The sequence below is a fragment of the Haemophilus sp. SZY H36 genome (genome assembly GCF_018829625.1).
GTDB classification, from domain to species: domain Bacteria; phylum Pseudomonadota; class Gammaproteobacteria; order Enterobacterales; family Pasteurellaceae; genus Haemophilus; species Haemophilus haemolyticus_K.
In genome coordinates, this window is record NZ_JAHKKA010000007.1 from 1 (window position 1) to 23,672 (window position 23,672).

The 23,672-nt window shown below is 38.5% G+C and carries 38 protein-coding genes; 1 reads left to right on the forward strand and 37 read right to left on the reverse strand.

The features are described from left to right. Positions 1-292: 292 nt before the first annotated feature. The 6 genes from hemG to KP713_RS08555 all read right to left on the reverse strand — a co-directional run bounded on the left by hemG (position 293) and on the right by KP713_RS08555 (position 5,682). A complete protein-coding gene (gene hemG, locus KP713_RS08530) occupies positions 293-808 on the reverse strand; it encodes a menaquinone-dependent protoporphyrinogen IX dehydrogenase (RefSeq protein WP_215770400.1) in 516 nt (171 codons plus the stop codon). Continuing rightward, positions 808-2,271 carry a TrkH family potassium uptake protein gene (locus KP713_RS08535; protein ID WP_215770401.1) on the reverse strand — a complete coding sequence of 488 codons (1,464 nt, stop codon included), beginning with the start codon at positions 2,269-2,271 and terminating at the stop codon, positions 808-810. Before KP713_RS08535 ends, hemG begins: the two co-directional genes overlap by 1 nt. A gap of 10 nt (positions 2,272-2,281) precedes the next feature. After that, entirely contained in the window at positions 2,282-2,893 is a 612-nt protein-coding gene (locus KP713_RS08540; protein WP_140583914.1) for a YigZ family protein, read from the reverse strand. 111 nt (positions 2,894-3,004) lie between these two features. Further along, the gene (locus tag KP713_RS08545; RefSeq protein WP_215770402.1) at positions 3,005-3,475 is read right to left on the reverse strand and encodes a PM0630 family protein; all 471 of its coding nucleotides are present in this window, start codon (positions 3,473-3,475) and stop codon (positions 3,005-3,007) included. A 73-nt stretch (positions 3,476-3,548) separates the two neighbouring features. Continuing rightward, positions 3,549-4,958 (reverse strand): multicopper oxidase domain-containing protein, encoded by a 1,410-nt coding sequence (locus KP713_RS08550; RefSeq protein WP_215770403.1) that lies wholly within the window; start codon positions 4,956-4,958, stop codon positions 3,549-3,551. A gap of 1 nt (position 4,959) precedes the next feature. Continuing rightward, positions 4,960-5,682, reverse strand: coding sequence for a 1-acylglycerol-3-phosphate O-acyltransferase (locus KP713_RS08555; RefSeq protein WP_215770404.1), 723 nt, complete (start codon positions 5,680-5,682; stop codon positions 4,960-4,962). Positions 5,683-5,801: 119 nt separating this feature from the next. Between KP713_RS08555 and lpxH the strand changes: the two genes are divergently transcribed. Then, positions 5,802-6,512, forward strand: a complete 711-nt coding sequence (lpxH, locus tag KP713_RS08560; protein ID WP_215770405.1) for a UDP-2,3-diacylglucosamine diphosphatase — start codon at positions 5,802-5,804, stop codon at positions 6,510-6,512. A gap of 135 nt (positions 6,513-6,647) precedes the next feature. On the opposite strand, the gene rplQ is transcribed toward lpxH, so the two are convergent. The 31 genes from rplQ to ftsY form a co-directional block, all read right to left on the reverse strand. Further along, complete coding sequence (gene rplQ / locus KP713_RS08565; protein ID WP_065264904.1) at positions 6,648-7,034, reverse strand: 50S ribosomal protein L17; 387 nt, start codon at positions 7,032-7,034, stop codon at positions 6,648-6,650. A 40-nt stretch (positions 7,035-7,074) separates the two neighbouring features. Continuing rightward, the gene (locus KP713_RS08570) at positions 7,075-8,064 is read right to left on the reverse strand and encodes a DNA-directed RNA polymerase subunit alpha (protein WP_005625865.1); all 990 of its coding nucleotides are present in this window, start codon (positions 8,062-8,064) and stop codon (positions 7,075-7,077) included. 31 nt (positions 8,065-8,095) lie between these two features. Then, positions 8,096-8,716 (reverse strand): 30S ribosomal protein S4, encoded by a 621-nt coding sequence (gene rpsD / locus KP713_RS08575; protein ID WP_005625866.1) that lies wholly within the window; start codon positions 8,714-8,716, stop codon positions 8,096-8,098. 29 nt (positions 8,717-8,745) lie between these two features. Next, positions 8,746-9,135 carry a 30S ribosomal protein S11 gene (gene rpsK / locus KP713_RS08580; protein WP_005543603.1) on the reverse strand — a complete coding sequence of 130 codons (390 nt, stop codon included), beginning with the start codon at positions 9,133-9,135 and terminating at the stop codon, positions 8,746-8,748. Positions 9,136-9,151: 16 nt separating this feature from the next. Continuing rightward, positions 9,152-9,508 (reverse strand): 30S ribosomal protein S13, encoded by a 357-nt coding sequence (gene rpsM, locus KP713_RS08585; protein WP_005625867.1) that lies wholly within the window; start codon positions 9,506-9,508, stop codon positions 9,152-9,154. 141 nt (positions 9,509-9,649) lie between these two features. Then, positions 9,650-9,763, reverse strand: a complete 114-nt coding sequence (gene rpmJ / locus KP713_RS08590) for a 50S ribosomal protein L36 (RefSeq protein WP_005625868.1) — start codon at positions 9,761-9,763, stop codon at positions 9,650-9,652. 28 nt (positions 9,764-9,791) lie between these two features. Next, on the reverse strand, positions 9,792-11,117 hold the full coding sequence (secY, locus tag KP713_RS08595; RefSeq protein WP_005625869.1) for a preprotein translocase subunit SecY: 1,326 nt from the start codon (positions 11,115-11,117) through the stop codon (positions 9,792-9,794). A 7-nt stretch (positions 11,118-11,124) separates the two neighbouring features. Continuing rightward, positions 11,125-11,559, reverse strand: coding sequence for a 50S ribosomal protein L15 (gene rplO, locus KP713_RS08600; RefSeq protein WP_215770406.1), 435 nt, complete (start codon positions 11,557-11,559; stop codon positions 11,125-11,127). A 3-nt stretch (positions 11,560-11,562) separates the two neighbouring features. Beyond that, positions 11,563-11,742 (reverse strand): 50S ribosomal protein L30, encoded by a 180-nt coding sequence (gene rpmD, locus KP713_RS08605; RefSeq protein WP_005543631.1) that lies wholly within the window; start codon positions 11,740-11,742, stop codon positions 11,563-11,565. Positions 11,743-11,748: 6 nt separating this feature from the next. After that, complete coding sequence (gene rpsE / locus KP713_RS08610; protein ID WP_005625871.1) at positions 11,749-12,249, reverse strand: 30S ribosomal protein S5; 501 nt, start codon at positions 12,247-12,249, stop codon at positions 11,749-11,751. Positions 12,250-12,263: 14 nt separating this feature from the next. Next, positions 12,264-12,617: a 50S ribosomal protein L18 gene (gene rplR, locus KP713_RS08615; RefSeq protein ID WP_005625873.1), complete on the reverse strand. Its 354-nt coding sequence runs from the start codon at positions 12,615-12,617 to the stop codon at positions 12,264-12,266. A gap of 13 nt (positions 12,618-12,630) precedes the next feature. Continuing rightward, positions 12,631-13,164 (reverse strand): 50S ribosomal protein L6, encoded by a 534-nt coding sequence (rplF, locus tag KP713_RS08620; protein WP_005625876.1) that lies wholly within the window; start codon positions 13,162-13,164, stop codon positions 12,631-12,633. Positions 13,165-13,179: 15 nt separating this feature from the next. Further along, positions 13,180-13,572, reverse strand: coding sequence for a 30S ribosomal protein S8 (gene rpsH / locus KP713_RS08625; protein ID WP_005625877.1), 393 nt, complete (start codon positions 13,570-13,572; stop codon positions 13,180-13,182). A 36-nt stretch (positions 13,573-13,608) separates the two neighbouring features. Then, positions 13,609-13,914 carry a 30S ribosomal protein S14 gene (rpsN, locus tag KP713_RS08630; protein ID WP_005625879.1) on the reverse strand — a complete coding sequence of 102 codons (306 nt, stop codon included), beginning with the start codon at positions 13,912-13,914 and terminating at the stop codon, positions 13,609-13,611. Positions 13,915-13,925: 11 nt separating this feature from the next. Continuing rightward, positions 13,926-14,465: a 50S ribosomal protein L5 gene (rplE, locus tag KP713_RS08635; protein WP_005625881.1), complete on the reverse strand. Its 540-nt coding sequence runs from the start codon at positions 14,463-14,465 to the stop codon at positions 13,926-13,928. Positions 14,466-14,482: 17 nt separating this feature from the next. After that, the gene (rplX, locus tag KP713_RS08640; RefSeq protein WP_005625883.1) at positions 14,483-14,794 is read right to left on the reverse strand and encodes a 50S ribosomal protein L24; all 312 of its coding nucleotides are present in this window, start codon (positions 14,792-14,794) and stop codon (positions 14,483-14,485) included. A gap of 10 nt (positions 14,795-14,804) precedes the next feature. Continuing rightward, positions 14,805-15,176 carry a 50S ribosomal protein L14 gene (gene rplN, locus KP713_RS08645; RefSeq protein ID WP_005548786.1) on the reverse strand — a complete coding sequence of 124 codons (372 nt, stop codon included), beginning with the start codon at positions 15,174-15,176 and terminating at the stop codon, positions 14,805-14,807. A gap of 233 nt (positions 15,177-15,409) precedes the next feature. Further along, positions 15,410-15,667 (reverse strand): 30S ribosomal protein S17, encoded by a 258-nt coding sequence (rpsQ, locus tag KP713_RS08650; RefSeq protein WP_005625886.1) that lies wholly within the window; start codon positions 15,665-15,667, stop codon positions 15,410-15,412. Continuing rightward, complete coding sequence (gene rpmC / locus KP713_RS08655; RefSeq protein WP_005625888.1) at positions 15,667-15,858, reverse strand: 50S ribosomal protein L29; 192 nt, start codon at positions 15,856-15,858, stop codon at positions 15,667-15,669. The genes rpsQ and rpmC overlap by 1 nt, the downstream gene beginning before the upstream one ends. Then, entirely contained in the window at positions 15,858-16,268 is a 411-nt protein-coding gene (rplP, locus tag KP713_RS08660) for a 50S ribosomal protein L16 (protein ID WP_005625890.1), read from the reverse strand. The genes rpmC and rplP overlap by 1 nt, the downstream gene beginning before the upstream one ends. A gap of 13 nt (positions 16,269-16,281) precedes the next feature. Further along, positions 16,282-16,989 (reverse strand): 30S ribosomal protein S3, encoded by a 708-nt coding sequence (gene rpsC, locus KP713_RS08665; protein WP_005625894.1) that lies wholly within the window; start codon positions 16,987-16,989, stop codon positions 16,282-16,284. Positions 16,990-17,006: 17 nt separating this feature from the next. After that, positions 17,007-17,339 (reverse strand): 50S ribosomal protein L22, encoded by a 333-nt coding sequence (rplV, locus tag KP713_RS08670; RefSeq protein WP_005625897.1) that lies wholly within the window; start codon positions 17,337-17,339, stop codon positions 17,007-17,009. Between the two features lie 11 nt (positions 17,340-17,350). Beyond that, complete coding sequence (gene rpsS / locus KP713_RS08675; RefSeq protein ID WP_005539416.1) at positions 17,351-17,626, reverse strand: 30S ribosomal protein S19; 276 nt, start codon at positions 17,624-17,626, stop codon at positions 17,351-17,353. 25 nt (positions 17,627-17,651) lie between these two features. Continuing rightward, the gene (gene rplB, locus KP713_RS08680) at positions 17,652-18,473 is read right to left on the reverse strand and encodes a 50S ribosomal protein L2 (protein WP_005625898.1); all 822 of its coding nucleotides are present in this window, start codon (positions 18,471-18,473) and stop codon (positions 17,652-17,654) included. A 17-nt stretch (positions 18,474-18,490) separates the two neighbouring features. Further along, positions 18,491-18,790, reverse strand: coding sequence for a 50S ribosomal protein L23 (gene rplW / locus KP713_RS08685; protein WP_005625900.1), 300 nt, complete (start codon positions 18,788-18,790; stop codon positions 18,491-18,493). Next, a complete protein-coding gene (rplD, locus tag KP713_RS08690; protein WP_215770407.1) occupies positions 18,787-19,389 on the reverse strand; it encodes a 50S ribosomal protein L4 in 603 nt (200 codons plus the stop codon). Before rplD ends, rplW begins: the two co-directional genes overlap by 4 nt. Positions 19,390-19,404: 15 nt before the next feature. Next, positions 19,405-20,031 carry a 50S ribosomal protein L3 gene (rplC, locus tag KP713_RS08695; RefSeq protein WP_005632753.1) on the reverse strand — a complete coding sequence of 209 codons (627 nt, stop codon included), beginning with the start codon at positions 20,029-20,031 and terminating at the stop codon, positions 19,405-19,407. Positions 20,032-20,047: 16 nt separating this feature from the next. Then, positions 20,048-20,359, reverse strand: a complete 312-nt coding sequence (rpsJ, locus tag KP713_RS08700; RefSeq protein WP_001181005.1) for a 30S ribosomal protein S10 — start codon at positions 20,357-20,359, stop codon at positions 20,048-20,050. Positions 20,360-20,678: 319 nt separating this feature from the next. Further along, positions 20,679-21,611 (reverse strand): permease-like cell division protein FtsX, encoded by a 933-nt coding sequence (gene ftsX, locus KP713_RS08705; RefSeq protein ID WP_215770408.1) that lies wholly within the window; start codon positions 21,609-21,611, stop codon positions 20,679-20,681. A gap of 9 nt (positions 21,612-21,620) precedes the next feature. After that, complete coding sequence (gene ftsE / locus KP713_RS08710; RefSeq protein ID WP_005635730.1) at positions 21,621-22,277, reverse strand: cell division ATP-binding protein FtsE; 657 nt, start codon at positions 22,275-22,277, stop codon at positions 21,621-21,623. Positions 22,278-22,295: 18 nt separating this feature from the next. Then, on the reverse strand, positions 22,296-23,642 hold the full coding sequence (ftsY, locus tag KP713_RS08715) for a signal recognition particle-docking protein FtsY (RefSeq protein WP_215770409.1): 1,347 nt from the start codon (positions 23,640-23,642) through the stop codon (positions 22,296-22,298). Between the last annotated feature and the right edge of the window lie 30 nt (positions 23,643-23,672).

The window sequence follows — 23,672 nt, forward strand, 5'->3', positions numbered from 1 at the left end:
CTACTTAAAAAGTAATTATGAATTTTCAGTTAAGCACCTATTAAGACTTCAAAATTAAAAATATTTTAAAACAAGTCAATCAACAAGTGCCCACACAGATTGTCTGATATATTGTTAAAGAGCAAAAAACAACGACGCACTTGGAAACTTAAAAACTTCACAACAGTGCGTCGTTGTGTGCGGTGCATTATAGGGATTTTCAAATCCCTTGCAAGTACTTTTTTGTAAAAATATTTAAAAAAATGATCTTTTGATTAAACCTCAATCAATTTATATAAATTTTTCTCCAAAGCTAAACGCCCATTTCATTAATTTGATTAGCGAATTTCTTCACATTATCCCAATTTGTATATTCGATCTCTTTCTTAGGATCTGTCTCGCCACCAGTAATTTTCATAATAATCTGAATCATAACACGATCAATCCATCTGTATCGTGGATAAAAGAGTGCACCTGCAAATACTGCGGCTAATTTAGGTTTCCATTCTGTACGTTGTAAAAATTTACGTACATAAGTATTACTTTCTGGATTATCTTTGCCCTCTTTACGAGCAGTTAAATTAACCCCAAAAAAAACCGCACTTTTTTGTTCAAGTTGATAACGATTGCTTTCAACAAAGCGATAAAGCGCTTTATTAAAGTGCCCATATCGTATAGATGCACCAACTATTACACGATCAAAATACTCAATCGTATAATTCTCCATTAATGCATCTATATAAACCTCTCCATCAATATATCTAGATAAAAAGTCAGCAATTTTTTTCGTCTGCCCATCATGGCTTGAATATAATATTAACGTTTTCATTAGTTTTTCCAAAAAGTAGGTGTAAATAAAGCGAGAAGAGTAAAAATTTCAAGTCGCCCACATACCATTGCGATAATTAAAATCCACTTAGCACTATCGGGTATACTCACCATATTACTATTTACTTCCCCTAGTGCAGGTCCTAAATTATTTAGGGTTGCCAATACGGCATTAAAGGCATTAAAAGGCTCAACACCACAAGCAACGACACCAAGTAAACAGATAATAAACACTAGAAGATAAGCTGAAAAGAATGCCCAAATACTACCAATCACTCTTTCATCTAACACATTTCTTCCCCACTTGATGGGATAAACTAAATTAGGGTGAACAACACGTTTAAGTTCTCGTTTCCCTTGTAAATACAGTACAAGTATACGCGCAACACGTAAACCACCACCGACAGAACCAGCACAACCGCCCATAAATGAAGCCAATATTAAAAGAACAGGTACAAAAGAAGGCCAAACAGTGAAATCAGAAGTTGTATAGCCCGTTGTCGTTGAAATAGATACCGTCTGAAATAATACTTGCTCAAAATCTTTCCATGATGAAGTAAAATAATTATGACTCCACATCACTAATGTACAGATTATTACTAGTATAGTCTGGATACTTATAAAAAAACGAAATTCAGGGTCACGTAGATAAATCTTAAAAAAATTCTCATGGCCAATGGTCGAAAACGCGCGAAAGTGTAATCCAAAATTACAGGCGGAAATCAGTAAAAATAATACGGTGATCAAATTAACTAATGGACTGTTGAAATAGCCGATACTCGCATCATGAGTTGAAAAACCACCGATTGAAACAGTAGAAAAACTATGAGTTATAGCATCAAAAGCGCCCATCCCAGCCAACCAATATGCTAATGCACAAAAAACAGTTAAAGAAATATAAATTATCCAAAGAACTTTTGCTGTTTCAGTAATCCTTGGTCTAATTTTTTGTTCTTTCATTGGCCCAGACATTTCAGCTCTATAAAGTTGCATCCCCCCCACACCTAATAATGGAATGATAGCTATTGCGAGTACAATAATTCCCATTCCACCAAGCCATTGCAAAAATTGACGATAAAATAACATCGCTTTTGGAAGGTTATCCAATCCTCTCATCACTGTTGCACCAGTTGTCGTTAATCCAGAAAAGGCTTCAAATGCCGCTGAAGCAACTGTTAAATTTAGTGCATCAAATAATAAAAATGGTAACGTCGCTAAACCACCTAAAACAAACCAAAATGCGACAACAATTAAAAAACCATCACGAGAACGCAATTCTTGTTTGTGGTGATGGCAAGGCCACCAGAGCAGTACTCCAGCAGTCAAGCTAAAAGTAAATGCCTGTATGAAAGCTTTTCCGCCTCCATCACCATAAATCAATGCAATGAATGCCGGAATAAGCATCGTTCCGGAAAAACAGATAATCAGGATACCAATAATTCGTATTATAGATAAAATATGCACAGTTATTCGCCTATTCAATTGATTTAATCACTAGTTTTCCCATTGATTTATCTCTCAATTCTCTAACAAAAGATTCAACCGTTTGTTTACTAATACCCAATGTTAAAAATACTTGGGACTGAAAATTTTGAGCTAATATTTCTACTTCATACTTATCACAAAGTAACTGTACTAGACTCAATTGACTATAATGACAATCTAAACCAAAAAGGGAACGTTCTACTCTTATTTCTGTTTCTAATAATTTCAATGCTTGCTGTACTCCATTACTATAGGCTCTAACTAATCCTCCTGTACCTAACAAAATTCCACCATAATAACGTACCACTATAGCGCTAATTTCACCAATATTACTACCTTGAAGAACACTAAGCATTGGTTTACCCGCCGTACCTGATGGTTCGCCATCATCAGAAAAAGCAAATTGTAAAGAATCTACTGGATTTCCCATTACCGCAGCCCAACAATGATGGCGCGCTGCTCTATGCTCTCGTTTAATCTCTTCCAAAAAAGCTTTAGCTTCAGCACTCCCTGTAGTCCTCTGTAAATAAGTGATAAAACGGCTTTTCTTAATTTCTTCTTCAAAAATAACCGCACTTTTAGGAACAAGATACGCAGACATATTATTTTTGTTCATTTTTGATTACATCAGCCGTCACTAAAACAAGTAATTTATCAAATACAATATATTCACAGTAATAAAAAACCCAGTAAAACCTGGGTTATCATCTAATTATTTTACAACCGTAAATGTTAAAGGGCCATATTCCATCTCTCCTAACTTAATAAAGATAGTATATTTACCTCGAGGATCTTTTTGATCAAAACTCCAACAATTTATTACTAATTTCCCATCGTTTAAGGAATCGCGCTGACTCGTTATTGTATGTGTTTTTTTATCTTCAGATGAAGTTACCATTCCTATATCTGATGAAATATAAAAATTTGCTTTAGCTGGAGATGTAAAAATCTCTGTGGCTTGAACTTTCTTTCCAAATGAGCCATTTATTTGCCAGCATAATTGTTGTTTTTTAGAAGAACGTGAAATTTCTAATTTATCCAATAAAACTGGCAGTTTATTTGATACATCATAAACACCTAAATAAAGACGAGATTGTTGTTCTTGAGTATTTGGCGTTTCAGAAATAGCCACTTGAGCACTTAGACTTGCTGATAATGCAGCAATAATTAAAGCTTTTTTCATCATTATATCCCTCTTAATAGAGGTACTGATTATACAAAAAATCGCACAAAAATCTACCGCACTTTCATATCACTTACTGAACAACCATAACACCAATACATCCCATATCAGCTAACATTAAATTCGATACACCAAATAAAAATGGGTAATTATTTGAAGAAACCTGATCAAACCGAACTAATATATGTGTTTTTCCTTTTACCCAAACAGTATCTTTCCAGGCTAACTCATCCGCTTGATAAATATGATCATCCTGACTTTCTACGACAAATTTTGCGCCCTGAATAGTAAACCCCACAGGTAAATTAGCATTTAAAATCCAACGCTCTACCGTACCTTTTCGAACCACTACATCAATTCTTCTAGGATCAAAACGTCTTTGATTAATTAGCCCATTCGTCACATCAATATTGAACTCACGAATTTGCGCTATAGGTTGAACTAACATTTCTGGTGCATCTGTATCAAAAGTAAGATTTAATGTCTTGCTAAAAACTGTAGCTTCACCTTGTGCTCGTAACTCAATAACTGTGTTATCCAGTAAATCATCACCACTGCTAAAAATATTTTTTACCTTATCTAATACGCCTCGTTTTTTACCATCAATCAATGAAACAGAATCAACCTCACTCATATTAATAAGTACTTCAACTCGCTCTCCTGGAGCAAGAATCACAGACTGAATACTTTTTGCCTTAGGTAAAAACCCCAGATCCTTAGCAATCAATAGCATATTCTGCTCATTATCTAGACGTAAATCATAAGCTCGCGCTAAAGATGCATTTAATAATCGTAAACGAACCCAACCACGAACAACGTTTAAATAGGGTGCTTCTATACCGTTAACTAATAAACGATTTCCAACAAAATTTGGTTGATTTTGCTTAAAAAGTTGAAGTCCATTACTATTAAATGACATATCCTGTAAAATCAAAGGAATATCATCTACACCATATTTATGAGGAATATTCGCCTGAATACTTTGAGCATCTTCAACTAACCACATTCCTATAAGCCCTCGGTATGTTTGATAAGCCGAATTCGCTAATATAGAAGAACGGTACCAACAAGTTGCCGCAGCTTGCTCAATCGGTACTATCGGAGCCCAGGTCTCGCCTTTTTTTAATACCCTAGCAGCACCTCCAAAGAGCTCCCCTGAAGCCTGCAACCCTTGAATGGACAAAGCTATCGATTGCGGCAAATTATTATGGTAATTTAGTTTGGCAAAATTAGTTGATTTAATTTTTATCGTTGGCCCCAAATAATTGCCATTGAATCCCCATGCTGTTACATTATGCTTTCCATCTAATTCATAATTAACTTCCTGCATAGTAAGCACTATTGGACGTCCTCGACGAACTTCTATCAAAGGTGGAACAATTAATTTATCACGTACAGCAGCCCATAATGGCATTGGTAAACTAAAAAGTGCAGCTGAAATAGTAGTATTTTTTAATAATTGACGACGAGAGAAAGTTTGCATTTTAATTCCTTTTCGCAATTTCCATATCTAGTTCAGCAATGCGTTTCTCCATCAAATCATGACAATAAGTAGCAAGATCACGCACATTATCTTTGCTGTAACCTGAAACATCAATAGGATCTAACATTTCACAAATCACTATTCCATTATTCCAACGATTTAAATTAATTTTATTGTGTGTTGTTGAACAAACAACTGGAATAATTGGTACCCCCGCAGAAATTGCTGCATGAAACGCCCCTGTCTTAAAAGGCAATAACCCACGGCCTCGACTACGAGTCCCCTCTGGAAACATCCAAATAGACAAATTATCTTCATTAATCCGGTGAGCAAGTTGTGTCATGGTACTATGAGCTTTAGTCCGATTCTCACGATCTAAAAATATATTACCTGTAATCCAATATAGGATCCCAAAAAAAGGAATCCAAATTAAACTTTTCTTACCAACACTCACAGTTCGCGGACGAACCATATAAGATATCGTCACCATATCATAATTATTTTGATGATTGCCAATATAAATAGCTGGACTTAATTTATTGATAGAATTTGGAAAACGATATTCTACTTTCAAACCAAACAAAGGATGTAAGCGCCCAAACCAACGAGCCATAATCCCTACATTACTCGGATTTTTAAACCTAATAAATGAATAAACTGTACCCAATACACAAATTAGAATACAACAAACTGTAACAATAAAAATTCTAAGTAGTTTTAACATATCTTGATCCTATTTAATTCACATCTATAGTTAATAAACTAAAATATATTTATATTTTTCAAATTATAACAAATTAAGTTATAGTTTACGTCTATCTAGAAGAGATTAATGGAATATTTATGAAACATTCTTATTTTATTTCTGATTTGCATCTAAGTGAAACAAAACATGAATTAACCGCACTTTTTATAAACTTCATACAAAACATCGAGCCAGAAACTGAACGAGTTTATATATTAGGTGATTTATTCGATTTCTGGGTTGGTGATGATGAACAGTCTCCACTAATTATAAAAATAAAGAACTTACTAAAATCCTTGCATGATAAAGGAGTGCAATGTTATTTCCAACATGGAAATCGCGATTTTCTTATTGGAGAGCGTTTTTCAAAGGAAACGGGGATTGAATTATTACCAGAATACAAGCTCATCAATCTTTACGGAAAAAATATTTTATTATGTCATGGTGATAGCCTTTGTATTGATGATACTGCCTATCAGAAATTTCGCAACAAAGTTAATAATAAGTGGCTACAACGAATATTTCTATGTTTACCATTAAAACTTCGAATAAAAATTGCTGAAAAGATCCGCTCTAAAAGTAATCAAGATAAACAAAAAAAATCAGTAAAAATCATGGATGTAAATAAAACATTCACTATACAAAAAATGCAGGAGTTTAATGTGGATTTGCTAATTCACGGACATACCCATAGAGAAAATATTCATAAAGAAGAGGGAATGACTAGAATTGTTCTGGGAGACTGGCGCAAGGAACATGCATCTATCTTAGAGTTAAGAGAAGATTCTCTCATTCATTTTAAGAAATAATCATGGAGTATTAAATAATTTTCTAAAAATCCATAAAAACATATTAGAAACTAACCTCTTCTATTTTATATCATTAATTCTCTAAATATATAAAAAAACCCACTATAAAGTGGGTTTTTCTTAAAATATCAACTACTATTCCGCAGATGCTGTATCAACAACTTCTGGGCGATCAACTAGCTCAATATATGCCATTGGAGCATTATCACCTGCACGGAAACCACATTTCAAGATGCGAGTGTAGCCACCTGCACGTTGAGCAAAACGTGGACCTAATTCATTGAATAATTTTGCAACAGTTTCAACGTTGCGAGTACGAGCGAATGCTAAACGACGGTTTGCAACGCTATCTACTTTTGCTAATGTAATTAACGGTTCAACTACACGGCGTAATTCTTTAGCTTTAGGCAAAGTAGTCTTAATGATTTCATGACTAACTAAAGCACTTGCTAAGTTACGAAACATCGCTTGGCGATGGCTGCTATTACGGTTTAGTTGACGACCACTCTTACGATGGCGCATGATCTTATCCTTCTCAGAAAAATCTTAACCTATGACCAAACTAGTCTTCAGCAATACTTGCTGGTGGCCAATTTTCAAGGCGCATACCAAGTGACAAGCCACGTGAAGCGAGCACATCCTTAATTTCAGTAAGAGATTTCTTACCAAGATTAGGTGTTTTTAATAATTCAACTTCTGTACGTTGTACTAAATCACCGATATAATGAATTGTTTCTGCTTTCAAACAGTTAGCAGAACGAACTGTCAACTCTAAATCATCTACAGGACGTAATAAAATCGGATCAAATTCCGGTTTTTCTTCCTTAATTTCAGGTTGACGAACATCACGCAAATCAACGAATGCATCGAGTTGCTCTGCTAAGATTGTTGCAGCACGACGAATTGCTTCTTCAGGCTCAAGCGTACCATTAGTTTCTAACTCAATAACAAGTTTATCTAGATCAGTACGTTGTTCAACACGAGCTGCTTCAACATTATATGCAATGCGATCAACTGGGCTATAACAAGCGTCAACAAGTAAGCGACCAATTGGACGCTCCTCTGCTTGACTATGAGTGCGAGCTGAAGCTGGAACATATCCTCTACCACGCTGAACTCGAATACGCATACTGATTGATGCATTTTCGTCAGTTAAGTGACAGATTACATGATTCGGATTCACAATTTCAACATCACCATCATGGGTGATATCCGCTGCAACAACAGGGCCAATTCCAGATTTATTTAATGTCAGAATAACATCATCTTTATTCTGTACTTTAACCGCTAGACCTTTAAGGTTTAAAAGAACTTCAAGAATATCTTCTTGAACACCTTCCTTACTACTATATTCGTGCAATACGCCATCAATTTCCACTTCAGTTACAGCACAACCTGGCATTGAAGACAGAAGGATACGACGTAATGCATTACCTAGAGTATGGCCAAAACCACGCTCTAACGGCTCTAAGATCACTTTAGCATGAGTTGAACTAATTTGTTCAATATCTACTAAACGTGGTTTTAAAAATTCTGTAACAGAACCCTGCATTTTATCCTCTCTTTGCTTTTAAGCTTAACTATTATTTAGAGTAAAGCTCAACGATCAGATGTTCGTTAATATCTGCTGATAAATCAGAACGTTCAGGAACACGTTTGAACACACCTTCCATTTTTGCAGAATCAACTTCTAACCATGTTGGTTTTTCTCTTTGTTCTGCTAATTCTAATGACGCTTTAATACGTGCTTGTTTTTTAGATTTCTCACGAACAGCAACAACATCATTTACAGAAACTTGGAAAGATGGAATGTTAACAACACGACCATTTACAACAATCGCTTTATGGCTCACTAATTGGCGAGCTTCTGCACGAGTTGCAGCAAATCCCATGCGATAAACAACGTTATCCAATCTACCTTCTAATAACACTAATAAATTTTCACCAGTGTTACCTTTTAAACGGTTTGCTTCTTTATAGTAGTTACGGAATTGACGTTCTAAAATCCCATAGATACGACGAACTTTTTGTTTTTCACGTAATTGACTACCATAGTCAGACAAACGCGGTTTACGAGCACCATGTTGACCAGGTGCTGTATCAATTTTACATTTTGAATCAATCGCACGCACGCCTGATTTAAGAAATAAATCAGTACCTTCACGACGGCTGAGCTTGAGTTTTGGACCCAAATATCTTGCCATTTTCTTTCTCCAACTATCCTATATACGTCTTAAACGCGACGTTTTTTCGGTGGACGACAACCGTTATGAGGAATCGGAGTCACATCAGTAATATTCGTGATACGGAAACCCGCTGCGTTTAACGCGCGAATTGTAGATTCACGACCTGGACCCGGACCTTTAACCATAACTTCCAAGTTCTTTAAGCCGAATTCTTTAACAATTTCAGCACAACGTTCAGCAGCAACTTGCGCAGCGAACGGGGTAGATTTACGAGAACCACGGAAACCTGAACCACCTGCAGTCGCCCATGCTAGAGCGTTACCTTGACGGTCAGTAATAGTAACGATTGTATTATTGAAAGATGCGTGAATATGTGCTACGCCATCTACGACTTGTTTTTTTACACGTTTACGTGCACGAACTGGTGTTTTAGCCATTCTTTATTTACCCCGACTATTTTTTGATCGGCTTACGTGGACCCTTACGGGTACGCGCATTAGTTTTAGTACGTTGACCACGTACCGGTAAACTACGACGGTGACGTAAACCACGATAACAACCTAAGTCTAAAAGACGTTTGATGTTTAGTGTTACTTCACGACGTAAATCACCTTCAACGGTAAATTTACCAACTTCGTCACGCAGTTTGTCAATCTGCTCTTCAGACAATTCTCTGATCTTAACATCTTCAGCAATACCCGCTGCAGCACAAATAGCTTTTGAACGAGTCTTACCAATACCGTAAATTGCAGTTAAAGCGATTACAGCGTGTTTGTGATCAGGAATGTTAATGCCTGCAATACGGGCCACTATGCACTCCTATTATTTTAACTAATTTGGTATTCTGATCTTGAAAAGCCCGTTTTCAGGATACTCAAACAGAATACCAAGGACATAAATGAGTTGAGCAGTATAACTGCTCAACTGGTTCTTTGCAAGAAAAAATATGAATTAACCTTGACGTTGTTTATGTTTAGGATCGCTGCACAATACACGTACAACACCTTCACGTTTAACAATTTTACAGTTACGACACATTTTCTTTACGGAAGCACGAACTTTCATTGCTTATCCTTTTCTACTAAATGAACAATTATTGTCCAAAACCTTTAAGGTTTGCTTTTTTCAACGCAGACTCATATTGAGACGACATTAAGTGACTCTGAACCTGCACGATGAAATCCATAATTACAACGACTACAATTAAAAGAGATGTTCCACCGAAGTAAAATTTAACATCCCAAGCCGATGTCATAATATAAGGAACTAAACACACAAACGTTACATAAAGACCGCCAATCAGTGTAAGACGAGTCATAACTTTATCAATATAACGAGAGGTTTGTTCCCCTGGTCTAATTCCTGGAATAAATGCACCAGATTTTTTTAGATTATCTGCTGTATCTCGCGGATTATACTGCATTGCAGTGTAAAAGAAGCTAAAGAAAATAATTGCTACAGCATAAACAAGTAAATAAAGAGGCTGGCCAGGATTCAACAACATAGATAAGTTATTTAACCACTCAAACTTATCATTTTGTCCAAACCATTGAGTTAAGGTAGCTGGAAATAAAATAATACTTGAGGCAAAAATTGCCGGCATTACGTTTGCCATATTTACTTTCAATGGTAAATGTGTCGAATGACCACCTAAAATTTGACGACCTTGTTGACGCTTTGCATATTCAACGCGAATTCTGCGCTGTCCTCTTTCAACAAAAACAACAAAATAAGTTACTGCAAATACAATAGCTGCGATCAGAAGAAGCACTAGTGGATGCATCTGTCCTTGACGAGCCTGCTCAATAGTTTGAAGTATAGCTGATGGTAAACCAGCTACGATACCGCCAAAAACAAGAATTGAAATACCGTTACCAATACCTCTTTCAGTAATTTGTTCGCCTAACCACATGAGGAACATAGTTCCAGTTACTAAGCTAACAACTGAAGTGAAGTAAAAGCCAAATCCAACATTTGGCACTAAGCCAGGTAACATATTTGGTAAACCTGTTGAAATAGCTACTGCCTGAATGGTTGCAAAAACAACTGTCGCATACCGAGTATACTTAGAAATTTTACGTTGACCAGCAGCACCTTCTTTCTTTAATTCTGCTAAAGCAGGAGAAACCGTTGCAAGCAACTGAATTACAATAGATGCCGAGATATACGGCATAATACCTAATGCTAAGATAGATGCACGGCTTAATGCACCACCAGAGAACATGTTAAACATGTCAATGATGGTGCCTTTTTGTTGTTCAACTAATTGAGCTAGCACAGCCGCATCAATACCAGGAACCGGAATGAAAGAACCAATTCGGTAAACGATAAGCGCACCTAAAACGAAAAGTAATCGGCTTTTTAATTCACCTTTACCGCTATTAGTACTTCTTGCTTGATAACCTGGTTGTTTAGCCATTTGCTAATTATTCCTCAACTGAACCGCCAGCAGCTTCAATTGCTACTTTTGCACCCTTAGTTACACGCAAACCACGAACTGTTACTGCAGATTTCACTTCACCCGCTAAAACTACTTTAGCGAATTGGATATCTTTAGTTAAGATATTGGCTGCTTTTAATGTTTCTAAGGTTACTACATTACCTTCAACTTTGGTTAACTCATTCAAACGAACTTCTGCAGTTACTGCAGCCTTCATTGAAGTAAAACCAAATTTTGGTAAACGACGGTATAACGGCATTTGACCACCTTCGAAACCGCGACGAACACCGCCACCAGTACGAGATTTTTGACCTTTATGACCACGGCCACCAGTCTTGCCTAAACCTGAACCAATACCACGACCAAGGCGTTTAGCGCTATGCTTTGCACCTTCAGCCGGAGATAGAGTATTTAAACGCATCTCTTACTCCTCCACTTTAACCATGTATGAAACTTGGTTAATCATACCACGTACTGCAGGCGTATCAATTAACTCAACAGTGTGGTGCATATGGCGAAGACCAAGACCACGCAAGGTAGCTTTATGCTTCGGTAAACGAGCAATTGAGCTACGAACTTGTGTTACTTTAATAGTTTTAGCCATTATTCATTACCCCAAGATTTCATCAACAGTTTTACCGCGTTTTGCAGCAACCATTTCTGGTGATTTCATGTTTGCTAATGCATCAATAGTTGCACGAACAACGTTAATTGGGTTGGTAGAACCATACGCTTTAGAAAGAACGTTACGTACACCTGCAACTTCTAATACTGCACGCATTGCGCCACCAGCGATGATACCTGTACCTTCGCTTGCTGGCTGCATAAATACACGCGAACCAGTATGAACACCTTTAACTGGATGCTGTAATGTACCCTCATTCAAAGCAACGTTAATCATATTACGACGTGCTTTTTCCATTGCTTTTTGGATCGCTGCTGGAACTTCGCGTGCTTTACCATAACCAAAACCTACTCGGCCATTACCATCGCCCACCACAGTTAATGCAGTGAAACTCATAATACGACCACCTTTTACAGTTTTTGATACACGGTTTACTGCGATTAGCTTCTCTTGCAGTTCACCAACTTGTTTTTCGATGTTTGACATCTCAATTTACCTCATTAGAACTGTAGACCAGCTTCACGTGCAGCGTCCGCTAAAGTTTGGACACGACCATGATATTTAAAACCGGAACGATCAAAAGCAACAGCTTGAACGCCTTTTGCTAATGCGCGTTCTGCAACAGCTTTACCTACTGCAGCAGCAGCATCTTTATTACCGGTGTATTTTACTTGCTCACGAATTGCTTTCTCAACAGTTGAAGCAGCGGCAAGCACTTCTGAACCGTTTGGTGCAATAACTTGTGCATAAATATGACGTGGAGTGCGGTGAATAACTAAACGAGTTACACCTTGCTCTCTCATCATATGACGTGCACGAGCTGCACGACGGATACGAGCTGATTTCTTATCCATAGTGTTACCTTAATTATTTCTTCTTAGCCTCTTTGATACGTACCACTTCATCAGCGTAACGTACCCCTTTACCTTTATAAGGCTCAGGACGGCGATAAGCACGAATATCTGCTGCAACTTGACCGATCAACTGTTTGTCTGCACCTTTCAACACGATTTCGGTTTGAGATGGACATTCTGCAGTAATACCTGCCGGCAAAGTGTGCTCTACTGGGTGAGAATAGCCTAAACTTAATGCAATTGCGTTGCCTTTAAGTTGAGCTCTGTAACCTACACCCACCAATACTAATTTTTTAGTGAAACCTTCAGTAACACCGATAACCATTGCATTAACTAATGCACGCGCAGTACCCGATTGAGCATTTGCTTCAACAAAACCTTCACGTGGAGTGAACGTAAATTGTCCGTTATCTTGTTTTACTTCAACTGATTCATGAATTTTGCGAGATAACTCGCCATTTTTACCTTTTACTGTTAATAGCTGACCGTCGAGTTTAACTTCAACGCCGGCAGGAATATTAACAGGTGCCTTTGCAACACGAGACATTTTCCTACCTCTCTATTAAGCTACATAACAGATGATCTCACCGCCTAAACCTGCTTGACGAGCAGCGCGGTCAGTCATAACACCTTTAGATGTAGAAATAACTGCAACACCTAAACCGCCCATAACTTTTGGTAATTCATCTTTACGTTTGTAAATACGAAGACCAGGACGACTTACACGTTGGATGCTTTCTACAACTGGTTTGCCTTGGAAATATTTTAAAGTAATTTCCAATTCAGGTTTAGCACCTTCTAAAACTTTTACGCTTTCGATATAACCTTCAGCAGCTAATACGTTGGCAATTGCCACTTTTAGCTTGGAAGAAGGCATATTGATTGCAACTTTGTTCGCAGCTTGACCGTTACGAATACGGGTCAGCATATCTGCGATTGGATCTTGCATACTCATTGTACTTTTTCTCCGATTCCAAAATAAAGTGGTATATTACCAGCTCGCTTTTTTAAGGCCTGGGATTTCACCGCGCATAGCAGCTTCACGAACCTTAATTCGGCTTAAACCAAACTTACGTAAAACGCCATGAGGACGTCCAGTTTGGCGGCAACGGTTACGTTGACGAGATGGACTAGAATCACGTGGTAAAGTTTGTAACTTTAACACTGCATCCCAACGATCTTCATCAGAGGCATTGACATCAGAAATGATTTTCTTTAATTCAACACGTTTTGCGTAGAATTTTTCAGCCAATTTAACGCGTTTTACATCGCGTGCTTTCATTGATTGTTTAGCCATTATAACCTGCCTTATTTACGGAATGGGAAATTAAAGGCAGCAAGTAGTGCTTGACCTTCTTCATCATTCTTAGCAGTAGTTGTGATAGTGATATCTAAACCACGTACACGATCTACTTTATCGTAATCGATTTCAGGGAAGATGATTTGTTCACGCACACCCATGCTATAGTTACCACGACCATCGAATGATTTCGCGCTTAAACCGCGGAAGTCACGAATACGTGGAACAGCAATTGTAATTAAACGTTCAAAGAACTCCCACATACGCTCACCGCGTAGTGTTACTTTACAACCGATTGGATATCCCTGACGGATTTTAAAGCCAGCAACAGATTTACGAGCTTTAGTTACTAAAGGTTTTTGACCGCTGATTGCTGCTAAGTCCGCTACTGCGTTGTCTAGCAATTTTTTGTCGGTCAATGCTTCACCCACACCCATATTCAGGGTAATCTTTTCGATTCGTGGGACTTGCATGACAGATTTGTAGCCGAATTTATTTTTTAATTCGCTTACTACTTGATCTCTGTAGTAATCATGCAGTTTCGCCATCGCATTACTCCAGTTTGTTAGATAATTTCATTGTTAGATTTGAAGAAACGTACTTTTTTGCCGTCTTCGAATCTAAAACCTACACGGTCAGCTTTATTTGTTTTAGGATTGAAAATCGCAACATTTGAAGCGTCAATTGCAGCTTCTTTTTTCACTAAACCACCAACTTTTCCTAATGCAGGAACTGGTTTTTCATGTTTAGTAATGATGTTGATACCTTCAACAAACACTTTACCGTTTGGTAACACTTTAGTTACCTTGCCACGTTTGCCCTTATCTTTACCAGTAAGAACAATTACTTCATCATTTTGACGGATTTTAGCAGCCATTACATTCCCCTTACAGTACTTCTGGAGCTAAAGAAATGATCTTCATGAATTTCTCAGAACGAAGTTCACGAGTCACTGGTCCAAAAATACGAGTACCGATTGGTTGCTCAGTGTTATTATTTAAAATTACACAAGCGTTACCATCGAAACGAATAACTGAGCCATCTGGGCGACGAACACCCTTCTTGGTGCGCACAACAACTGCTTTTAATACATCACCTTTTTTTACTTTACCGCGTGGAATTGCTTCTTTTACAGTAATTTTGATGATGTCACCAATCGCAGCATAACGACGGTGCGATCCACCTAGAACCTTGATACACATTACGCTGCGAGCGCCTGAATTATCAGCAACATCCAGCATAGTCTGTTCTTGGATCATATTAGTGCTCCGTTAAGATTAAAAAAACACCCTTTCGGGACGAACCCATCCGCACTACTCGGATAGAACGGCGGATAGGTAGCGGATTTTATCAAAAGAAAAAGAGAAAGGCAATGATAATTTACCTTTATCCTCTAAACCCATTTACTAAAAGTGGGGTTGAAATTTACAATACTTTAAATGTAAAAAAGCCAATGGAATTAACCATTGGCCTTTTATTGTTACATTGTGAATTAAGCGATTACCGCTTTCTCAACAACACGAACTAAAGTCCAAGATTTGGTTTTTGATAGAGGGCGACATTCGCGAATCTCTACGGTATCACCAACTTTGGCTTCATTGTTCTCATCGTGTACGTGTAATTTAGTTGTACGACGGATAAATTTACCATATAAAGGGTGTTTTACCTTACGTTCAATAGCAACAACGAAAGATTTTTCCATTTTGTCGCTAACAACTTTACCTTGTACGCTACGAATTTTATCAGTCATTACTCACCCGCCTTTTCGGTTAATACAGTTTTTACACGTGCAATATCACGACGCACTTGTTTAGCCTGATGGGTTTGTTGAAGCTGACCGGTGGCTGTCTGCATACGCAACTTGAATTGTTCACCTAAAAGGTTTACTAATTCAGCATTCAGCTCTTCAACACTTTTTGTACGTAAATCTTGAGCTTTCATTACATCACCGTCTTAGTTACGAAAGTGGTCTTAACTGGCAATTTAGCAGCTGCTAATGCAAATGCGTTTCTTGCTACTTCTTCAGACACACCATCCATTTCATAAAGCACTTTACCCGGTTGGATTAAGGCTACCCAGTACTCAACGTTACCTTTACCTTTACCCATACGGACTTCTAATGGTTTTTCAGTAATTGGTTTATCTGGGAATACACGAATCCAGATTTTACCTTGACGTTTTACTGCACGTGACATTGCACGACGTGCTGCTTCGATTTGACGAGCGGTTAAACGACAACGACCAACTGCTTTTAAACCGTAAGTACCGAAACTAACTTCAGTACCGCCCGCGATACCACGGTTGCGGCCTTTGTGAACTTTACGGAATTTTGTACGTTTTGGTTGCAACATTTAGCGTTTCTCCTTACTTACGACCTTTACCGCGAGGAGCCTTTTTAGGCTTGTCGGCAGGTTGTTGTTCTGATTGCGCAACGGCAGCCATTCCACCAAGAATTTCACCTTTGAAGATCCATACTTTAACGCCGATTACGCCGTAAGTTGTATGAGCTTCTGCAGTGTTATAATCGATGTCCGCACGAAGAGTATGTAGAGGTACACGACCTTCACGATACCATTCTGAACGCGCGATTTCTGCACCACCTAAACGACCACTAACCTCAACTTTGATACCTTTAGCACCTAAACGCATTGCGCTTTGTACCGCACGTTTCATTGCACGACGGAACATTACGCGACGTTCTAATTGAGAAGCGATGCTATCTGCAACTAATTTCGCATCTAATTCAGGTTTTTTCACTTCAGCAATGTTGATTTGAGCAGGAACGCCAGCGATTTTAGACACTGCGTTACGTAATTTTTCAACATCTTCGCCTTTTTTACCGATTACGATACCAGGACGAGCTGTGTGAATAGTTACACGAATACTTTTAGCTGGACGCTCAATAGTAATACGTGAAACTGAAGCATTTGCTAATTCTTTATTTAAGAATTTGCGTACTTTGAAATCGCCTTCAAGATTGTCAGCGAAGTCTTGTGTATTCGCGAACCAAGTAGAGCTCCAAGGTTTAACAATACCTAGGCGAATACCATGTGGATGTACTTTTTGACCCATTGCTATTCCTCTACTTATTAACGATCTGACACAACCACAGTAATGTGGCTAGTACGTTTTAAAATACGATCTGCACGACCTTTAGCACGTGGCATAACACGTTTCATGCTAGGACCTTCATCAACGAAGATTTTAGCAACTTTAAGATCATCGATATCTGCACCGTCATTGTGCTCTGCGTTTGCAATAGCTGATTCTAAAACTTTCTTCACTAAAGCTGCTGCTTTTTTGTTAGTGAAAGTTAAGATTTCTAATGCTTGCGCAACTTTTTTACCACGAATTAAATCGGCAACTAAGCGAGCTTTTTGGGCAGAAGTGCGAGCGTAACGATGTTTTGCGATAGTTTCCATCTATTTACCTCTTATTTCTTAGCTTTCTTATCTGCCGCGTGACCGCGGTATGTACGAGTCGGTGCAAATTCACCAAGCTTATGACCGATCATTTCATCAGATACATAAACAGGAACGTGCTGACGACCATTATGGACTGCGATGGTCAATCCGATCATTGATGGAATGATCATTGAACGACGGGACCAAGTTTTGATTGGTTTTTTATCCCCGCTTTCCACCGCCTTCTCTACCTTCTTCAACAAGTGTAGGTCAAGGAAAGGACCCTTCTTGAGAGAACGTGGCATGGCTAATCCTCTTTAATTTAATCTATTATTTGCCACGACGACGTACGATATATTTATCAGTACGTTTGTTGTGACGAGTTTTCTTACCTTTGGTTTGAACGCCCCAAGGAGTTACTGGGTGTTTACCAAAGTTACGACCTTCACCACCACCGTGTGGGTGATCTACTGGGTTCATTGCAGTACCACGAACTGTAGGACGAATACCTCTCCAGCGGTTAGCACCAGCTTTACCCAATACGCGAAGCATATGTTCTGAGTTACCAACTTCACCGATTGTTGCAACACATTCAGCTAATACTTTACGCATTTCGCCAGAACGTAAACGTAAAGTTACATAGTTGCCTTCACGTGCGATGATTTGTACATAAGCACCAGCAGAACGAGCGATTTGACCGCCTTTACCTGGTTTTAATTCAACGTTATGTACTGTTGAACCAACTGGGATATTACGCATTGGTAATGAGTTACCCACTTTAATTGGTGAGTTTACGCCAGCTTGGATTTGATCGCCCACTGACAAGCCTTTAGGTGCTAAGATATAACGGCGTTCGCCATCTTTATAAAGCACTAAAGCAATGTTAGCAGAACGGTTTGGATCATATTCTAAACGCTCAACAACCGCTGGGATGTCTAACTTGTTACGTTTGAAATCGATTAAACGGTAGTGTTGTTTGTGACCGCCACCAATGTGACGAGTAGTAATACGACCATAGTTATTACGACCACCAGTTTTAGACTTAGTATCTAGAAGAGGTGCGTAAGGTTTACCCTTGTGTAATTCAGGGTTCACGATTTTAACAACGTGACGACGACCAGCGGAGGTCGGCTTACATTTAACGATAGCCATTCTCTAATTTCCTCCGATTACTCTGCACTGTCCACGAAGTCCAAGTTTTGGCCTTCGGCTAAAGTTACATAAGCTTTTTTCCAGTCGCTGCGGCGACCCATTTTGCTACCACGGCGTTTAGTTTTACCTTTAACAACCACGGTACGAACAGAGTCAACTTTTACTTCAAATAATTGAGCAACAGCAGCAGCAATTTCAGCTTTGTTCGCATCTAAAGCAACTTTAAGTACAACAGTGTTAGATTTTTCAGCATTGTTAGTTGCTTTTTCAGAGATGTGCGGTGCACGTAGCACGCTTAGCAAACGTTCTTGACTCATGCTAGGATCTCCTCAATTTGTTTCACAGCGTCAACAGTAACAATCACTTTATCGAAAGCGATTAAGCTAACTGGATCGATACCTTGAACATCACGTACATCAACTTTATATAAGTTACGTGCTGCTAAGAATAGATTTTCATCTAAACTTGCTGTGATAATTAATGCATCTTCAACTGCTAAATCTTTTAATTTTTGTACTAAGACTTTAGTTTTTGGTGCATCTAATTCGAATTTTTCAACAACAACCAAACGGTCTTGACGAACTAATTCAGAAAGAATGCTTTTGATAGCACCACGGTACATTTTCTTGTTCACTTTTTGGCTGTGATCTTGTGGTTTAACCGCGAAGGTTATACCACCAGAACGCCAGATTGGTGATTTGATATCACCAGCACGAGCACGACCTGTACCTTTTTGACGCCAAGGTTTTTTACCTGAACCAGACACTTCAGCACGAGTTTTTTGCGCACGAGTACCTTGACGCGCACCTGCTGCATAAGCAACAACAACTTGGTGGATCAACGCTTCGTTAAACTCACGTCCGAAGGTAGTTTCAGAAACAGTTAGTGCGTTTGCACCTACAACTTGTAATTCCATCTCTATCTCCTAGACTTATGCTTTAACTGCTGGCTTAACGATAACATCGCCATTGATAGCACCAGGTACAGAACCTTTTACTAATAGCAATTTACGCTCAGCATCTACACGAACAACTTCAAGTGATTGAACAGTTACACGTTCAGCACCTAAATGTCCTGCCATTTTTTTACCTTTAAACACACGACCTGGAGTTTGGTTTTGACCAATAGAACCAAGTACACGATGTGATAAAGAGTTACCATGAGTCGCATCTTGAGTACGGAAGTTCCAACGTTTAACACCACCTTGGAAACCTTTACCTTTAGAAGTACCGGTAACATCTACTTTTTTAACATCTGCAAAGATGTCAACATTGATTTCTTGACCTAAAGTGAATTCTTCACCTTCAGTACGAAATTCCCATAAACCGCGACCAGCTTCAACACCTGCTTTCACGAAATGGCCTGCTTCAGGTTTAGTTACACGATTCGCTTTTTTAGAACCAGTAGTAACTTGAACTGCAGTATAGCCATCGTTTTCAAGAGTTTTAACTTGAGTTACGCGGTTGGCTTCGATTTCGATAACGGTAACTGGTACAGAAACACCGTCTTCATTGAAGATACGGGTCATACCAACTTTACGACCGACTAAACCAATCATTGTAATAACCTCTTAATTAACCTAGGCTGATCTGCACGTCCACGCCGGCAGCCAAATCTAAACGCATTAATGCATCAACAGTTTTTTCTGTTGGCTCTACGATATCTACTAAACGTTTGTGAGTACGAATTTCGTATTGGTCACGTGCGTCTTTGTTTACGTGTGGAGAAATCAACACGGTGAAACGCTCTTTACGAGTTGGTAAAGGGATTGGACCACGAACTTGTGCACCAGTACGTTTAGCTGTTTCTACGATCTCCGCAGTAGATTGATCGATCAAACGGTGATCGAAAGCTTTTAAGCGGATACGGATTCTTTGGTTCTGCATTAGACCAGAGCTCCAATAAAATTTAGCTAATAAAAAACTAACACCAATCACAATTCTAACTTCAAAATAGAAAAGGAGGTGCAAGTTACCTGTTATATAGTCTCCAAATCGGAAACATTGTTTAGCGTGACATATCGTCATGCTCGTTTAATAAATGATTACATTAAACGGCTTTCATATTGAAAGCTCGCAGATACTACACAAAAGTTAAACAAATTGCAAGGGATTTATTCAAAGCAAATAAAAAGTGCGGTCATTTATCACCGTATTTTCTCATCGAAAAACACTTAGAAAAATCACCGCACTTCACATATTAAAATTAATGATGGTTATCTAATAGCGTAATATGTCGTTTTGCTACAATCCACGCACCAACATACCCCATAATTAAACAGCACACTAATAAGAATACAAACTCGCCAACACCTAATCCATTCAAACTGAATTGGACGGCAAAAATATCCGTGACATATTTCACTGCAGAAGTAAAATAGCTGATAATAAAGCTACTAAAAATTGCTGCAACTAACCCACCTAACACGGCATAAATCATCCCTGTATAAAGATAAGGACGAAGGATAAATTGATCTGTTGCACCAAGCAATTTCATCACATCAATACTTGATCGGCTACTGTACACATCAGAGCGAATGCTGTTACCAATAACCAAAAATACCGCTATCGTCATTAATACAGTGCAGAAAATTGCCACATGGGCGATTAACCAAGAAAGTGCGGTTAATTTTTCCATCCAGTCGTTATCCAAGCGAACTTCTTGCACGCCTTTAATTTTATTTAAATTGGTACGTAACTCATCACGTTTTTCTGAAATATTAAATTCGCTCGTCGGTTTTACCATAACGACCGCAGGCAATGGATTATCATCTAGAATTTCTAATTCTTCACCAAAGCCAGACCAGCTTTTAAATTCCTTTAAACTTTCTTGGCGAGAAACATAATTCAGTGATTCCACCCCTTCTTGTTGACGAATTTTCTCTACCACTAAATTCGCATCTTCTTCACTTAAATTTTTGTGAAGATAAATCGTCAATTCACTTTCAGGATAAAATTGAGTGGTCGCTAAATGTAAATTTTTCCACATTAAATAGCTCACGGTTGGGATTGTCAGAGATACAGCAATCACCAAAATCGTGAGCAGCGTGCCAAATTTACGTTGCCATAAATCCGTCCATACTGCACGCAAAGTATAGGCTGTTTGAACAAAAAAGGATGCATCCGTTGGTCGGCTCATGATTATTCCTTAATAACGTAAATAACCTTGTTCAAGTACAAGACAAGGTTTTGGTTTTTGTTGAATTAAATTAATGTCGTGAGTAGCAATTAACACGGTCATTCCGAGACGATTAAATTCTTCAAATAAATTAAAAATGCCTAAAGAAAGTTCATCGTCCAAATTACCCGTTGGTTCATCTGCTAGTAAGAGCTGAGGTTTATGCACAATCGCACGTGCAATATCAACGCGTTGCTGCTCCCCTCCAGAAATTTGTGGTGGCAAATAGTGGGCTTTATTACGCAATCCTACACGATCTAAAGATGCCATCGCACGTGTATGCGCATCTTTTGGATGCATACCTGCAATAATCAATGGCAATGCCACATTTTCCACCACCGTACGATCTGTTAATAAACGATAATCTTGGTGAACCATACCAATTTGGCGACGCAGAAATGGAATTTCATATTTAGACAAGCGAGTAATATCGTGTCCGTTAAACCAAATTTGACCCGCGTTGGCTTTTTCCATCCCCATAATAAGCTTGAGTAATGTACTCTTCCCTGCGCCTGAATGCCCAACTAAGTAAGTCATACTTCCCACTGGAAGATGAAAATTCAAGCCTTGTAACGCTGGCTGCGTTGCACCATGATAGGCTTTAGAAACATTTGAGAACTTAATCACAATTTTTCCTTATTCTTTTTATTCTTCTTCATGAACGAATAATGCCTCAATAAATTCTTTGGCATTAAACTCACGTAAATCTTCAATTTTCTCGCCTACACCGATATAGCGAATAGGCAACTTAAACTGATCGGCTATGGCAAAAATCACGCCGCCTTTTGCCGTGCCATCTAATTTAGTTAGAGAGATCCCTGTTAAACCGACAGCCTCATTAAATAACTTTGCTTGACTAATAGCATTTTGTCCCGTGCCAGCATCCAGCGTAAGCATAATTTCATGTGGCGCAGTTTCATCATATTTTTTCATAACACGAACAATTTTTTTCAGTTCGTCCATTAAGTTATTTTTATTTTGCAGGCGACCCGCCGTATCCGCAATAAGAATATCAATATTTCGTGCAGCCGCTGATTGCATCGCATCAAAAATCACCGATGCAGAATCAGAACCGGTGCTTTGCGCAACAACTGGAATGTGATTGCGTTCTCCCCAAACTTGAAGCTGCTCAACGGCCGCCGCACGGAAAGTATCGCCCGCAGCAAGCATCACCGATTTTCCTTCAGCCTGAAATTTACGTGCGAGCTTACCAATTGTCGTCGTTTTACCCACGCCATTTACGCCCACCATTAAAATCACATAAGGTTTCTTTGTAGTATCAATCACAAGAGGCTGTGCCACTGGCTCAAGAATATCCGCCATTTCTACTTTTAATTGTTGATATAAAAGCTCAGCATCTTGTAATTCTTTGCGACTTGCATGCTCAGTCAAATTTTTGATAATTTTACTTGTTGTTGGCACGCCAATATCCGCAATCAACAGTTGTTCTTCTAATTCTTCAAACAACTCATCATCAATTTTCTTTCCTAAGAAAAAACTACGAAAACCCGCGCCAATATTTTGTTTGGTTTTCAGTAACCCCTTAACTAAACGACTAAAAAAGCCCCCTTCACTTGGCTTTTCGCGAGTTTCAATTTCAACAACAGGCTGAAGCTCATCTTTAATATCTTCAACAATTTCAGATTCAACCACGGCTTCTGTAACCGGAAGATCATCTTCTAAATTTTTTAATTCGATGATTTCTTCGACTGGCTCAAATTCGGTTGAAATTTCCTGTATTTTTTCTTCTTCAACTATTTCATTCGTCTCAATACTTTCAGCTAAAAACGGCTTAGAATCCACCGCACTTTCTACTGCCTCTAATTCAGACGGTTCTTCAACTAAATCATGAGTTTCAAGTTTTTCAATAGATGGCTCGATATCTTTAATCTTTTCTTCTTCAATTGTCGGCTCAATTTTAGGTTCATCTTGCTTTTTATTACGCCCAAATAACGACGCCCAAAATCCGCCTTTTTTATTTTCTTCAGCCATAAAATGCTCTCTTAACTGTAATCCGATAAA

Bases quoted from the DNA above. Each gene is read 5' to 3' on its own strand.
- hemG (WP_215770400.1), bottom strand. From the start codon at position 808: ATGAAAACGTTAATATTATATTCAAGCCATGATGGGCAGACGAAAAAA.
- KP713_RS08540 (WP_140583914.1), bottom strand. From the start codon at position 2,893: ATGTCTGCGTATCTTGTTCCTAAAAGTGCGGTTATTTTTGAAGAAGAA.
- KP713_RS08545 (WP_215770402.1), bottom strand. From the start codon at position 3,475: ATGAAAAAAGCTTTAATTATTGCTGCATTATCAGCAAGTCTAAGTGCT.
- KP713_RS08550 (WP_215770403.1), bottom strand. From the start codon at position 4,958: ATGCAAACTTTCTCTCGTCGTCAATTATTAAAAAATACTACTATTTCA.
- KP713_RS08555 (WP_215770404.1), bottom strand. From the start codon at position 5,682: ATGTTAAAACTACTTAGAATTTTTATTGTTACAGTTTGTTGTATTCTA.
- lpxH (WP_215770405.1), top strand. From the start codon at position 5,802: ATGAAACATTCTTATTTTATTTCTGATTTGCATCTAAGTGAAACAAAA.
- rplQ (WP_065264904.1), bottom strand. From the start codon at position 7,034: ATGCGCCATCGTAAGAGTGGTCGTCAACTAAACCGTAATAGCAGCCAT.
- KP713_RS08570 (WP_005625865.1), bottom strand. From the start codon at position 8,064: ATGCAGGGTTCTGTTACAGAATTTTTAAAACCACGTTTAGTAGATATT.
- rpsD (WP_005625866.1), bottom strand. From the start codon at position 8,716: ATGGCAAGATATTTGGGTCCAAAACTCAAGCTCAGCCGTCGTGAAGGT.
- rpsK (WP_005543603.1), bottom strand. From the start codon at position 9,135: ATGGCTAAAACACCAGTTCGTGCACGTAAACGTGTAAAAAAACAAGTC.
- rpmJ (WP_005625868.1), bottom strand. From the start codon at position 9,763: ATGAAAGTTCGTGCTTCCGTAAAGAAAATGTGTCGTAACTGTAAAATT.
- secY (WP_005625869.1), bottom strand. From the start codon at position 11,117: ATGGCTAAACAACCAGGTTATCAAGCAAGAAGTACTAATAGCGGTAAA.
- rplO (WP_215770406.1), bottom strand. From the start codon at position 11,559: ATGCGTTTAAATACTCTATCTCCGGCTGAAGGTGCAAAGCATAGCGCT.
- rpmD (WP_005543631.1), bottom strand. From the start codon at position 11,742: ATGGCTAAAACTATTAAAGTAACACAAGTTCGTAGCTCAATTGCTCGT.
- rpsE (WP_005625871.1), bottom strand. From the start codon at position 12,249: ATGTCAAACATCGAAAAACAAGTTGGTGAACTGCAAGAGAAGCTAATC.
- rplR (WP_005625873.1), bottom strand. From the start codon at position 12,617: ATGGATAAGAAATCAGCTCGTATCCGTCGTGCAGCTCGTGCACGTCAT.
- rplF (WP_005625876.1), bottom strand. From the start codon at position 13,164: ATGTCTCGTGTTGCAAAGGCACCTGTTAATATTCCTGCCGGCGTTGAA.
- rpsH (WP_005625877.1), bottom strand. From the start codon at position 13,572: ATGAGTATGCAAGATCCAATCGCAGATATGCTGACCCGTATTCGTAAC.
- rpsN (WP_005625879.1), bottom strand. From the start codon at position 13,914: ATGGCTAAACAATCAATGAAAGCACGCGATGTAAAACGCGTTAAATTG.
- rplE (WP_005625881.1), bottom strand. From the start codon at position 14,465: ATGGCGAAACTGCATGATTACTACAGAGATCAAGTAGTAAGCGAATTA.
- rplX (WP_005625883.1), bottom strand. From the start codon at position 14,794: ATGGCTGCTAAAATCCGTCAAAATGATGAAGTAATTGTTCTTACTGGT.
- rplN (WP_005548786.1), bottom strand. From the start codon at position 15,176: ATGATCCAAGAACAGACTATGCTGGATGTTGCTGATAATTCAGGCGCT.
- rpsQ (WP_005625886.1), bottom strand. From the start codon at position 15,667: ATGACTGATAAAATTCGTAGCGTACAAGGTAAAGTTGTTAGCGACAAA.
- rpmC (WP_005625888.1), bottom strand. From the start codon at position 15,858: ATGAAAGCTCAAGATTTACGTACAAAAAGTGTTGAAGAGCTGAATGCT.
- rplP (WP_005625890.1), bottom strand. From the start codon at position 16,268: ATGTTGCAACCAAAACGTACAAAATTCCGTAAAGTTCACAAAGGCCGC.
- rpsC (WP_005625894.1), bottom strand. From the start codon at position 16,989: ATGGGTCAAAAAGTACATCCACATGGTATTCGCCTAGGTATTGTTAAA.
- rplV (WP_005625897.1), bottom strand. From the start codon at position 17,339: ATGGAAACTATCGCAAAACATCGTTACGCTCGCACTTCTGCCCAAAAA.
- rpsS (WP_005539416.1), bottom strand. From the start codon at position 17,626: ATGCCACGTTCTCTCAAGAAGGGTCCTTTCCTTGACCTACACTTGTTG.
- rplB (WP_005625898.1), bottom strand. From the start codon at position 18,473: ATGGCTATCGTTAAATGTAAGCCGACCTCCGCTGGTCGTCGTCACGTT.
- rplW (WP_005625900.1), bottom strand. From the start codon at position 18,790: ATGAGTCAAGAACGTTTGCTAAGCGTGCTACGTGCACCGCACATCTCT.
- rplD (WP_215770407.1), bottom strand. From the start codon at position 19,389: ATGGAATTACAAGTTGTAGGTGCAAACGCACTAACTGTTTCTGAAACT.
- rplC (WP_005632753.1), bottom strand. From the start codon at position 20,031: ATGATTGGTTTAGTCGGTCGTAAAGTTGGTATGACCCGTATCTTCAAT.
- rpsJ (WP_001181005.1), bottom strand. From the start codon at position 20,359: ATGCAGAACCAAAGAATCCGTATCCGCTTAAAAGCTTTCGATCACCGT.
- ftsX (WP_215770408.1), bottom strand. From the start codon at position 21,611: ATGAGCCGACCAACGGATGCATCCTTTTTTGTTCAAACAGCCTATACT.
- ftsY (WP_215770409.1), bottom strand. From the start codon at position 23,642: ATGGCTGAAGAAAATAAAAAAGGCGGATTTTGGGCGTCGTTATTTGGG.